Below are 12,447 nucleotides of genomic sequence, written 5' to 3'. Positions count from 1 at the left end.
ATGTTACGGCTCATACAAGATGAAAGCGGTGCCACAGCTTTGGAATACGGCCTCATAGGCGCCTTGATCGCAGTGGTCATATCCGGCGCGGTCATGTCCCTTGGCACGCAGATGCGGGGCATCTTCAGTTCCATCTCAACTGCCATCACAACGGTAGTCAATTAACGCACCCACACCACCGATATTACAGGTTAATGGAAGAGGGCTGCCCCACGCCGGGGCAGCCCTCTTCCATTGTCTCCACCAACTGTGAATCCACTTTTCATCGGAACACACCCTCAATCCATTTTTAATAGACACTATGTAACTACCTGTAAAAACTGACTCTCTAATGAACTCCGATTTAAATAGTCAGCTTTAGCACCTCCACAAAAAGTGGACCCCTGCTGCTTCAATCAACCGTTTGAATACGCCAACACACAAATTCATTTTTTTATAATCAGTAAATTCAGTGTGTTAAACATAAATTTTCACCAAGCAAAAACCACTGGCACACGGGTTGCTATATTGAGGGCGTGGCTGATGTGCAGAACACAAAAACAAATTTCAAAAAATCCCATACCGGGAAATGTTCAAGGAGAAACACTATGATGACCATCAAGAATCTGATCATGAATGAAGACGGCGCAACCGCTCTCGAATACGGCCTGCTCGCCGCCCTGATCGCAGCAGCTATCGTTGGCGCAGTTACCACTCTCGGTGACGTCGTATCCACCACCTTCAGCTCCATCGCGAGCAGCATGACCGCCGCTACCACTTCTAGCCCCTAGAGGTCGAGCAAAACAGAAATTAGGTACTACCGTTTAACGGAAGCAGCCAGAGCAGCCGAACCGGGGCAGCGGGAAAGCGCCCGCCGCCCCGGTTCAGTCATCTGAGGGGAAAGCAGATGAACTGCGGGAGAACTGGCACCGGGGGGAACCATGGATATTTTCATCACCATCGTGCTGGCAACAGCACTCCTTATCGCAACCATCACCGATCTCAGAAGCCAGAAAATCTACAACTGGCTGACATTTCCACTCATCCTGAGCGGACTGGTTGTTCACTCCATTCATTCTGGCCTGGACGGCCTCCTGCTCAGCGCAGCCGGTTTCGCCCTTGGCCTGATCCTCATGGTCATTCCCTTCTTTCTGGGTTCCATGGGCGCGGGCGACGTCAAGCTCATGGCCGGTATCGGCGCATGGCTGGGCGTTAACGCAACCTTCACCGCATTCCTTTTCACCTGTCTGGCCGGCGGCGTCTACGCACTGGTGATCCTGGCTCGCAGAAGAGATGTCCTGAAGGCCGTTCTCGCCAACATCTGGGGCACCTTCCTGCGGCTCACCGCCACCAAAAAGTACGACTACTCCCCCATCGAAACGGAACAGACCATGCCGCGCCTCTGCTACGGAGTCGCCATTGCCATCGGCACCGTTGGCGCCATGATCCTGAATTTTACCCAGACCGGCTCGGTCATCATCCCATAGGAAGGGAGGGAACAACATGAGCAAGTCAACACGCGCACTCCTGCAGATAGGCCTGGCACTCATGCTGGCATCCGTTGCCGGTGTCCTGATCTTCATGTGGACCAACAAGCTGACCAGCCAGCCCGCACAGACAACTGTAGCCCCGAAGACCGTACCCGTCGTCGTGGCACAGGTCGATATCCGTCGCGGCGCCAAGCTGAAGCCCGAGATGCTGCAGGTCAAGGAATTTACCCCGGACTCCAAGCCCAACGGTTCCTTCGCCACCATTGAGGAAATCGAAGGACGCGTCCTGAATGTCGATGTATCCGGCAATGAAGCGGTCACCAACATGAAGTTGGCCGACCCGTCCGTCATCGGCGGCGGCATGTCCGCCCTGATCAGCCAGGGCAAGCGTGCCATGTCGGTTCGCGGCAACATCGTACTCGGACTGGCCGGTTTTGTCCGCCCGGGCGACCGTGTTGACGTCATTGTCACCCTGCCCCACGGCTACGACAAGAAGCCCGTTACCAAGCTGGTACTGGAAAAGGTCAAGGTGCTCGCCACCGGCAAGCAGATCAATCCCCCGGACGAAGAAGGCATGACCGCCTCCGTCGAGGTGTACACCCTGGAACTGACACCCAAGGAAGCCGAGCGTCTGGCTCTGGCAGCCACCCAGGGAACATTGAATTTCGCCCTGCGCAACGAGCAGGACGACGAAGAGGTGCTGACTTACGGCGTCAATGAACGACAGACTCTGGCGGCTCTTCGCCCAAAGCCCAAGCCGCGCCGCGGAACCAAGCGCACCATACATAAGGTCGAAGTCATAACCGGCGGAGACTCCCGGACCCTGAAGTTTTAGGAGCAAGCCATGACCAATATTACATCATATATAAAGCACCTGCTGCCGATGCTCGTCCTGGTCGCCATGATCGGACTGGCCCCGGCCTCGGCCCCGGCAAAGGGCGGTATTCTGAATACCGAAGCCCCGGATGTCATTCGCCTGGTGCTCGACAAGTCCACGATTCTGACCACCGAGAAGCCCATATCCCGCGTATCACTGGCCCAGCCCGGCGCTGCATCCATCGTCGTACTCTCGCCCAATCAGATATACATCACCGGCAATACACTCGGCACCACCACCCTGACCCTGTGGGAAGGCAAGAAGGTCAGCTCGGTATACGACCTAGTCATTACGCCGGACGTCACCCGCCTCAAGCGGATGCTCCACGAGATCCTTCCTGAAGAAAAGAACATTCAGGTTCTCTCTTCCGGCGAATCCATCACCCTGTCCGGTTCGGTCACCTCCACCGGCAACCTGACCAATGTACTTTCACTGGCCGAAGCCGAAGCCCCGGACAAGGTCGTCAACCTTCTGCGCGTGGACGGTGTTCAGCAGGTCATGCTCGAAGTCCGGGTCGCGGAAATGAGCCGCTCCGGTCTCAAGAGAATGGGCGTCAACTTCGGCGCAACCTTCTCCAACTTCAGCATTTACTCATTCCTGAACAACCTGACCCGGACCAATACGGACGGTGAATACTTCTACACAGACAAGATCAGTGGCGTCGGCCAGTACAGCAACGGCTCCACCAGCGTCACGGGGTTCATTGACGCCCTCAAGATGAACGGTGTCGCCCGCCTGTTGGCCGAACCCAACCTGACCTGCGTATCCGGTGAATCTGCCGACTTCCTGGTCGGTGGTGAGGTTCCGGTTCCTCAGCCCGGTTCTCTGGGTACCGTAACCATCGAGTACAAGCCCTTCGGCGTCGGTCTCGAATTCACGCCCACGGTCCTCAGCTCCGGCCTCATCAACCTGCAGGTCAGCCCGGAAGTCTCGGAACTGGATTACACCAACTCCGTCAGCTTCCAGGGATACGAAATTCCCGGCATCACCACCCGCAAGGCATCCACCGTTATCGATCTCGCTGACGGCCAGTCCTTTGCCATCGCCGGTCTCATCAGTGAGTCACTCAAGGAAACCAATCGTCGCTTCCCGGTTCTCGGCGATGTTCCGGTCCTCGGCACCCTGTTCCGCTCCACGGATTATCAGAAGGGAAAGACCGAGCTGGTCATCATCGTCACCGCCCATCTTGTGAAGCCTTTGGATATGGCCACCCAGACCCTGCCCGGTCAGAACTTCAAGGAACCCAGCGATTACGAATTCTACATGCTCGGCCTGCTGGAAGGACAACACGATGACGAACAACCTACAACGCCAACTTCACGCAACGTCAAGACGAGCGGAGCCGTGGTCCGACCGGAAAACGGATTCGACGGCGAACTCGGCCACTCCTGGCCCAAGTAAGGATGACAGGGAGAATCAAATGCAAAACGTACTTATTTACCTCGCAATCATCGGCATCATGCTTCAGGCCGGATGCAGTGTCGTCCAGGTCCAGCACGAAGAGTCCTCCATCGCCTTCGGCAGCTCCGCCAGACTCGCCATGCGCCAGCAGATACTCAATCCCGAAGCCGGTGGTGACGCCCCGGTAGTCGGCATTGACGGACGCTACGCCGAAACCGTTGCCGAAAAGTACCTGAAGGGTCCGAAGACCAAGTCCGAATCAGGCCAGTCCATTTCGGAAGTCATCATCGGTACTCGATAAGACGAATATACACGGCCTGTCGCTTTTTGGAGATGAAGCGGCATCAGCCTAACGACAAGAGACAACCTCGGGGAAAGGGGGAACCATGAATAACCGCATCATACCAGTCACGCTGGCATTGAATGATTCCGAAGAGCAGAAGAAGCTCGAAAAGATCATCGCATCCAGCCACATGGTGCGCCTGGCCGATGACGACGCCGATGAAATGGGCGTTCTCATCTACGAGCCCGGCGAGACCGTGGACGAAGACATGCCGCACATCATACGTGCGCTCGAAGCAGGAACTGCGGAAGACGTCTACCTTGCCGGTCACAAGGCCGACTCGGACATACTCATTCGCGCCATGCGCAGCGGCATTCGCGAATTCCTGCAATATCCCATAGAAGAAAACGACTTTCGTGCCGCAGTGATGCGGACCGCCATGCGCGAATCCCTGGCAGACGACAGCGCCGAAAAGGGCAAGGTCATCACCATCATGAGCGGCAAGGCGGGCCTCGGCGCCAGCACTGTTGCCGTCAACCTCGCATGGACCCTCAACGAACGCTTCCCCAGCCGCACTCTGCTCCTCGACCTGCGCCGCCCCGCAGGCGAAGTCCCGTACTTTCTCGACCTCAAGTATGAATACACCTGGGGCGACCTCGTGCAGGACATTTCCCGACTCGACTCCACCTACCTCCACTCCGTGGTTTCCGAACACGACTCCGGCATGCATGTACTGCCCGCCCCGGTGGGCGGCGATCGCCCGGACGGACACACCCTGCACCTGATCCTTGAACAGCTTCGTCTGGCTTACGACTTCATCGTCATCGACACCGGCGACACCGAATCAGAAGAGCTGCCCAAGGAAGTCGAAAGCGCGGACATGATTTTCATCATCCTGCAGCTCACCCTGCCTTGTCTGGCCCGCACCTCGCGCCTCATGGAATCCATTCGCACCCAGGACCCGGATTTCGAACGCCGTACCTCCATCATCGCCAACCGCGTGACCAAGGACACGACCATTGCCGTAGCCGATGCCGCCGACGTGCTCTCCCGTCCCATACAGTGGGTATTGCCGGAAGACAGCGCCTCGGTCCTTTCTGCCCTGAATCAGGGCAACCCGCTCGTGGGCGCATATCCCAAGTCTCCCGTGACCAAGAAGATTCTTGAAATCGCCAAGTCAGTGGACAAGAGGGAAACACCCAAGACCAGAAAGTTCACCCTGCCCTTTGCCAAGCTCTTCTCCCGCAAGAAGAACAAGAAGGACATCAACCTCGCAGGAGTTGAATCATGAGCATCGCAGCACGATTGAATCGCAAGAGTTCCAAGTCCGCCCCCAAGCCCAAGGCCGGACAGCGCGGCAAGGAAAAGAAGTCCGACCATACGGACCATTACTTTGACATCAAGACCCGTATCCACGATCGACTCATCGACATGATCGATCTGTCCCTGCTGGACACCCTGAGCGAAGCGGAAATGCGTTCGGAAATTTCCAAGGTGGCCGAGGGGCTGCTGTGGGAAGAATTCCAGAATGCACCGCTGAACCTTGCCGAACGCAAGCGCATGCTTTCCGAAATTCAGGATGAGGTTATCGGACTGGGCCCGCTGGAACCCTACATCAAGGACCCCACGGTCAACGATATTCTCGTCAACGGATACAAGCAGGTGTACGTGGAACGCTCGGGAAAGCTGGAGCTGACCCCGGCTCGTTTCAAGGATGACAACCATCTTCGCAAGATCATCGACCGCATCGTTTCTCTGGTGGGACGTCGCATCGACGAATCGCAGCCCCTGTGTGATGCCCGTCTGCTCGATGGATCACGCGTCAACGCGGTCATCCCGCCGCTGGCCATCGATGGTCCCTCGCTTTCCATTCGTAAGTTCTCCGCCGACCCGCTGGAAGTACAGGACCTGATCAACTTCAACTCCCTGACCCCGGAAATGGCCGATTTGATGGATGGTATCGTCAAGGCCCGCCTCAACGTCCTGATTTCGGGAGGTACCGGTTCGGGTAAGACCACCCTGCTCAACTGCCTGTCGCGCAACATCCCTGAAGACGAACGAATCGTCACCATCGAGGATGCCGCGGAATTGCAGCTCAAGCAGGATCATGTGGTTCGACTCGAAACACGCCCCGCCAACATCGAAGGCAAGGGTGAAATCGATCAGCGTGAACTCGTCAAGAACTGTCTGCGTATGCGCCCCGACCGGATCATCATCGGTGAGTGTCGTGCTTCGGAAGCACTCGACATGCTGCAGGCCATGAACACCGGTCACGACGGTTCCCTGACCACCATTCACGCCAACACACCGCGCGACGCCCTGATGCGTCTTGAAACCATGGTCTCCATGGCCGGGCTGAACCTCTCGCCCCTGTCCATGAAGCGCTACATTTCCTCGGCAGTGGACGTCATCATCCAGGCCACCCGCCTGGTGGATGGAACCAGAAAGGTCATCTCCATCACCGAGATATCGGGCATGGAAGGTGAAATGATCACCATGCAGGAAATCTTCGGATACGAGCAGACCGGTATCAGCACACAGGGCAAGGTGGAAGGTTACTTCACTGCCCGCGGAATTAGACCGAAGTTCGCCGATAAGCTGGATCGCATGGGACGCACATTCCCTGCGGAAATGTTCCACGTCAATCCTCTGGCCAGAAAGGGGGCATAATCATGAACGTCACGTTACTCGTAGCCGCAGGCGTTGCCGTTGTCGCCTTCTTCCTGGTCATGTCCATCGGTGCCCTTTTGCGGGCCGGAAAGGACGAGGCCGACAGCAAGGTCAAGGAACGCCTTCGTCAGTTCGCCCTGACCGAAGTGGAATCCGACTCCATCGACCTGATCCTCAAGCACGGCTCCATGAGCCAGGTATCCTGGTTCAACCGACTTCTTGAAAAGCTCCGTTTCGCTTCCAATCTGGAAGACACCATCAAGAAGGGAGACAGCAAGGGATCAGCCGGTATCTACCTCCTTTTGTGCGCCCTCCTGGCCCTGATCGGACTGTATGTGGGAATATTCCTGGCCAGCCGCATCTGGGTGGGATTCGTTCTCGCCGGAATGCTCGGCTACATCCCTGTCATGTATCTCAACCGTCGCAAGGACAAGCGTATGGACAGGTTCCAGAAGCAGTTGCCCGACGCCCTTGATCTCATGACCCGCGCACTCAAGGCCGGACACACCTTTGGTGGTTCCATGCGCATGGTAGCCGACGAGATGGATGATCCCATCGGTTCCGAATTCCGCATTACCCTTGAAGAGATCAACTTCGGCATGGATGTGGATCGCGCACTCGCCAACCTCCAGAAGCGTGTGGATGTCGATGATCTCAAGTTCTTCATTGTCTCCGTCAACATTCAGCGCGAAACCGGTGGTAACCTCTCCGAGATCATATCCAACATCGCCCGACTGGTTCGCGAACGCTTCGTCTTGTTCGGCAAGATCAGAATCCTTTCTGCCGAAGGCCGCATCTCCGCGCTCCTGCTCTCTGCGCTGCCGTTCCTGATCACCGCGGTTCTCTACTTCATCAACCCGGACTACATGTCACTGCTCTGGACCACCGAAGTGGGTCAGGCCATGGCATGGGGTGCCGTGATGTCCATGGTTCTCGGAACCATCGTCATGCGCCGCATGGTCAAGATCAAGGTATAGGAGGCCGACATGGATATCACTTACATCCCATACATCGCTGCCGCACTGGCATTTGGTTCCGTCCTCCTCGCCGGATATGGCATTGTCGGCTACTTCACCGGGACCAGCAATACGGCCCGCCTCAAGGAACGAGTCTCCGGCACCACCGACTCCGATGGCGCGGATAGCCCGTTCAAGGATCTGCAGGACCGAACCACCGCCATTTTCGAACAGATGGGCACCAAGATCGGACCCAAGGATGAAGAGGAAATCACCAAGACCCGCAGCGCACTGATTCAGGCCGGTCTGCGATCCCCCAATGCCCATATCAAGTTCCAGGGCGTCAAGGGTGCACTGGCTCTGGTCCTGACCGGATCGTTTCTCGTAGCCCGCTTCCTCTTTCTGCACGACATGGAAATGGCCGTGACGGCCATGTGCGCTGTCGGACTCGCCGCAATCGGCGTCTACGGCCCCGAATTGTGGCTCAAGAAGAAGATATCCGCCCGCCAACTGGCCGTATCCAACGAACTGCCCGACGCCCTTGATCTGCTGGTAGTGTGTGTGGAATCCGGCATGGGTCTGGATCAGGCCATTGAGCGTGTCCAGTACGAAACCCGGGAATCCGGCCCGATCATCAGCCTCGAATTCAAGCTCCTCAATCTGGAACTGCGCGCCGGTAAGTCCCGCATCGATGCACTGCGTTCCCTGTCCGACCGCGTTGGCCAGGACGACCTGTCCAGTCTGACATCCCTGCTGATTCAGGCCGACACGTTCGGCATCAGCGTCGGACGCACCCTGCGCGTCTATTCCGATGCAATGCGGACCAAGCGCTCCCAGCGCGCCGAAGAAAAGGCTGCCAAGCTGCCGGTTCTTCTGCTGCTGCCCCTGGTCACGTTTATTTTACCCGCCCTGTTTATCGCCATCATGGGCCCCGCCGTCATCCTGTTCATCGACATCTTTGCGACGCTCGAAGGATAACGGGAAAGGAAAAGGAGAAAATCATGAGAAATTCCATCGCCATCATCGTAGCCATACTGGGCATCTTCGCCCTCACCGGTTGTGCAGCCAAGTCCAGCCCGGACACCACAAGCTTCAACGAGTTTGCCAACCCCAAGGAAGGCGGCGTCATCCTCACTGCCGAGCAGCACGAGCAGGTTGCCGACGGCCAGATGAGCCGTGGCAATCATGAAATGGCCTTCATGCATTACAACAAGGCCCTGAGCCTTGATCCGAGCAATGTCGAAGTCCGCATCAAGAAGGCCGACCTGCTGATCCTCAAGGGACTCGATGAGCAGGCTCTCTCCGAATATATCAAGGTGCTGGAAGAGCAACCGGACAATGCCGTAGCCAACGGCGCTGCTGGCGCCGTCTACTTCCGGGCCGGACTCTACGAGGAAGCCCGCACACATCTGGAAAAGTCCATCCGCATCAATCCGATGCTCTGGAAGTCCCATAACTACCTGGGCATTCTCAATGACCGTGACGGCTCATACGACGCAGCAGCCGAAAACTTTGCCACCGCCCTTGATCTGCACCGCGGCAACAACAAGGCTGAAATCTACAACAACCTCGGCGTCGTCCATATCGCTCTCAAGCAATACAGCCAGGCCATCGATGCCTTCCGTCGCGCCCTGAAGAACGGCGATGTCTCCTCACGTACCTACAACAATCTCGGTCTCGCCCTCGCCCGCACCGGACGCCTGCAGGAAGCACTGGAGTCCTTCAAGTACGCTGGCGGCGAAGCCCGGGCCAACAACAACCTCGGCTACGTTCTCCTCGCCGACAACCAGCCGGGCAAGGCCGTTCCCTACTTCGAACGCGCCATCGAACTCTCACCCAACTTTTACGTCAAGGCTGCCGACAACCTGAAGCGCGCCCGTCTGGCCGATCGCTTTCAGCAGGCATCCAACGTAACCGATACAAGCGGTTCCACCCCGAACCCCCTGCACCGTAAGTCTTTCCCCGACGCGGTGCAGAACCCCGGCGGGCCTGCGGCATCTCCCGCGTCTGCAGGTCCGCCTTCCGGGGATTTCCGAGAGATATCTCTCGCTCCGGGTTCCGGGGACGATATACAAACTCCCTCTTACGGCATCCACGTCAGCTCATGGCGGGACTATGAACAGGCCTTCGGCCACTGCGAACGATTGCAGAAGCAGGGATTCGAGACCTGGGTCAACCAGGTGGACCTCGGCAGCAAGGGCATCTGGTATCGCGTCCTGGTCGGTCGCTTTGATTCCAAGGCCGAAGCAGCCAAGGGCCGCCCGGATGTCCTCGCAGTGCTGGGACTGGACAGTGCCATGGTATTCGAACGTGTGATGCCCAACCCTGATGCCACCCGCATGTAGTGGTGTCTGACAAAACAAAGCAGAAGCACACAGCCACCAGTGGAGCCCCGACCCTGAAGGAATCATCCAGTCGGGCCGGGGCTTCCGGTTCTTCTCTTAACCTTTCTTTTTCGGAGAGATTATTTTACATTTCCAATAAGCGATCCATCGCCGCATTGAACCGCAAACAACTGGAGAAGACATCCGTGTCGCCCAACAACCGCCGCTTCCGAGTCCTTGCCGTCGATCATGATAAAGGCATGCTGACCCGATACAGAGATGTTCTCTGTTTTGAGGGAGAAGAAGCTGCGGAATTGGAAGCGTTGTTCAACGATGACGTCAAACTGCCATCCCAGGACGACATCAGGGCGGAAGCCGAAAATCCCATTTTCGAGGTCGACTCATTCACCAATGCCTCGGATGCGCTGAAGGCCGTTCATAAGTCCATCAAGCATGACGACCCATTTGCGATAGCTCTCATCGATCTCCATCTGAATTCGACCAACACCGCGACCATGCTCGGCGTAGATCTTGCCGAAGAAATCCGAGCACTTGATCAACATATCGAGATCGTACTGCTCTCGCCTCAAGCCAGTGTCCCTCTTAAGGAAATCAACAAACGAGTCCTGCCGCCCGAGAAACTCCTGTTCCTCCAGAAGCCATTCCAGTCCGCTGAGTTGAAGCAGATTGCAGCTTCGCTTTCATCGAAACGGGAACTGGAGCGACGGCTGTATATTCTGAACGAGACCCTCGCCTCAGAAGTCGAGGTACGCACATCGGAACTGAACGCGGCCAACCGCCGCCTCCGGCTCGATATCTCCAAGCGTGCCGCGGTTCTGCGTGAACTGCAGGCCAGTGAGCAGCGGTACCGGCTTCTTTTTGAAAAAAACATCACCGGCAACTTTGCCTCCGACGGTGACGGGCTGATTCTTGATTGCAACATGGCGTTTGCCAACATGTTCGGTTTCGACTCACCCCAACACGCATCAGGAGCCGATGTCTTCAAACTCTGGACGGCCATGGGAGCTGAAGAGCCGCTCAGTAATATCCTGCGGGGAAAAGAGCGTGTCACCAACCTGGAAGTGCTCTTGCAACGGGATGGCATGGACCTCTATCTCCTGGCCAACTTCGACACCGTCCGCAATTCTGATGGCGTGCTCACTGAAATCCGGGGATACATATTTGACATGTCAGAGCCCAAGCGCCTTGAAGAGCAGCTGCGCCAGTCGCAAAAGATGGAAGCGCTCGGAACATTGGCAGGTGGTATCGCACACGACTTCAACAACATCCTGGGCGTCATTCTCGGCTACTCGGAAATCATTCAGAATTCGGCAGAACCCGAATCAGGGCTGGCACGACGCGTCGGCGAAATCACCAGGGCCGGGAAACGGGCACGTGATCTCGTCAATCAGATTCTCAACTTCTCCCGTCAGGGGCCACAGGAACGCCACCCGATCACATTGACGCCCCTGATAAAGGAAGCACTCAAGCTGCTCCGCTCAAGTGTGCCGACCAATGTGGGAATCATCACCCGCATCGAGACCGACAAGGACAGCGTGCTGGCCGATCCCACCCAAATCCATCAGATCATGCTCAACCTGTGCGGCAACGCCTCTCACGCCATGCAGAAACATGGTGGTACACTGACAGTGACATTAAGCGACGTCACCAATGACGACCCGATCATCCCCCCGGCAGAACTGGGTAAACCGGAACGATTTGTCCGGCTGTCGGTCGAGGATACCGGCGGCGGCATCGCTCCCGATGTGGTTGCCCGCATTTTCGATCCCTTCTTCACCACCAAGAAACAGGGGGAAGGGACCGGCATGGGGCTGGCCATGGTCCACGGTATCGTCAAGCGACACGACGGGTATCTGGAACTGAAAAACACTCCGGGCGAAGGGGCTGGCTTTCATGTTTTCCTGCCCAAGACAGATGATGCCGCACGTCCTGTGGCCGAAGCCGCCACCGAACTGGTCTTCCGCCAGGGTCGTATCCTTTTCATCGACGACGAGAAGCCGCTGACGGATATTGGCCGGGAGATGCTGGAGTCCTGTGGTTTCGAAGTTGTTACCCGTACCTCTTCCATCGAAGCGCTCGAAGCATTCAAGCACCGGGCCGATGATTTCGACCTCGTGATTACCGACCAGACCATGCCCAACATGACCGGCATGGAACTGGCGAGGGAAATCCTGAAAATCCGTCGGAACATACCCATCATTCTCTGCACCGGTTTTTCCGATGCGGTGTCCTACGACCGATTGCGTGATCTCGGTATCGGCGACTTCATCATGAAGCCCATACTCAAGCACGATCTCATTGCCAGCATCAGTCGGCAGCTTTCTCAAGATTAGCCAGACATGTCGAGCAAGTAACGCGCTCGCCACCTTTCAAACCTTTGTTCAAGTAATAACGTCTACCCTGTAGCGGACCGTTGAAAAATCGGCTATCTTTGGTAAGCCGAATA

Annotated in this window: 12 protein-coding genes; all 12 read left to right on the top strand. The window is 56.8% G+C overall.

The annotated features are described in order from the left end of the window. On the top strand, positions 1 to 165 hold the full coding sequence (locus DPRO_RS13735) for a Flp family type IVb pilin (protein ID WP_097012569.1): 165 nt from the start codon (positions 1 to 3) through the stop codon (positions 163 to 165). Between the two features lie 422 nt (positions 166 to 587). Next, positions 588 to 770: a Flp family type IVb pilin gene (locus tag DPRO_RS13730; protein ID WP_097012568.1), complete on the top strand. Its 183-nt coding sequence runs from the start codon at positions 588 to 590 to the stop codon at positions 768 to 770. Between the two features lie 150 nt (positions 771 to 920). Continuing rightward, entirely contained in the window at positions 921 to 1,466 is a 546-nt protein-coding gene (locus tag DPRO_RS13725; RefSeq protein ID WP_097012567.1) for an A24 family peptidase, read from the top strand. A 16-nt stretch (positions 1,467 to 1,482) separates the two neighbouring features. Further along, positions 1,483 to 2,304, top strand: a complete 822-nt coding sequence (gene cpaB / locus DPRO_RS13720; protein WP_097012566.1) for a Flp pilus assembly protein CpaB — start codon at positions 1,483 to 1,485, stop codon at positions 2,302 to 2,304. Positions 2,305 to 2,313: 9 nt separating this feature from the next. Continuing rightward, positions 2,314 to 3,747, top strand: coding sequence for a type II and III secretion system protein family protein (locus DPRO_RS13715; RefSeq protein WP_097012565.1), 1,434 nt, complete (start codon positions 2,314 to 2,316; stop codon positions 3,745 to 3,747). A gap of 19 nt (positions 3,748 to 3,766) precedes the next feature. Further along, positions 3,767 to 4,048: a hypothetical protein gene (locus DPRO_RS13710; protein ID WP_097012564.1), complete on the top strand. Its 282-nt coding sequence runs from the start codon at positions 3,767 to 3,769 to the stop codon at positions 4,046 to 4,048. An 85-nt stretch (positions 4,049 to 4,133) separates the two neighbouring features. After that, complete coding sequence (locus tag DPRO_RS13705; RefSeq protein ID WP_097012563.1) at positions 4,134 to 5,321, top strand: AAA family ATPase; 1,188 nt, start codon at positions 4,134 to 4,136, stop codon at positions 5,319 to 5,321. Further along, positions 5,318 to 6,700: a CpaF family protein gene (locus DPRO_RS13700; protein ID WP_097012562.1), complete on the top strand. Its 1,383-nt coding sequence runs from the start codon at positions 5,318 to 5,320 to the stop codon at positions 6,698 to 6,700. Before DPRO_RS13705 ends, DPRO_RS13700 begins: the two co-directional genes overlap by 4 nt. Positions 6,701 to 6,702: 2 nt before the next feature. Further along, the gene (locus tag DPRO_RS13695) at positions 6,703 to 7,677 is read left to right on the top strand and encodes a type II secretion system F family protein (RefSeq protein ID WP_097012561.1); all 975 of its coding nucleotides are present in this window, start codon (positions 6,703 to 6,705) and stop codon (positions 7,675 to 7,677) included. Between the two features lie 9 nt (positions 7,678 to 7,686). Further along, positions 7,687 to 8,634, top strand: a complete 948-nt coding sequence (locus tag DPRO_RS13690; protein ID WP_097012560.1) for a type II secretion system F family protein — start codon at positions 7,687 to 7,689, stop codon at positions 8,632 to 8,634. Between the two features lie 23 nt (positions 8,635 to 8,657). Further along, positions 8,658 to 10,001 carry an SPOR domain-containing protein gene (locus tag DPRO_RS13685; RefSeq protein WP_097012559.1) on the top strand — a complete coding sequence of 448 codons (1,344 nt, stop codon included), beginning with the start codon at positions 8,658 to 8,660 and terminating at the stop codon, positions 9,999 to 10,001. Between the two features lie 2 nt (positions 10,002 to 10,003). Continuing rightward, positions 10,004 to 12,334 carry a hybrid sensor histidine kinase/response regulator gene (locus DPRO_RS13680; protein ID WP_232005593.1) on the top strand — a complete coding sequence of 777 codons (2,331 nt, stop codon included), beginning with the start codon at positions 10,004 to 10,006 and terminating at the stop codon, positions 12,332 to 12,334. Positions 12,335 to 12,447: the final 113 nt, after the last annotated feature.

Origin of the sequence: Pseudodesulfovibrio profundus, from assembly GCF_900217235.1 — a bacterium.
Lineage (GTDB): Bacteria > Desulfobacterota > Desulfovibrionia > Desulfovibrionales > Desulfovibrionaceae > Pseudodesulfovibrio > Pseudodesulfovibrio profundus.
Note: the sequence above shows the minus strand (reverse complement) of the source record. Positions and strands in the feature narration are given on the sequence as shown.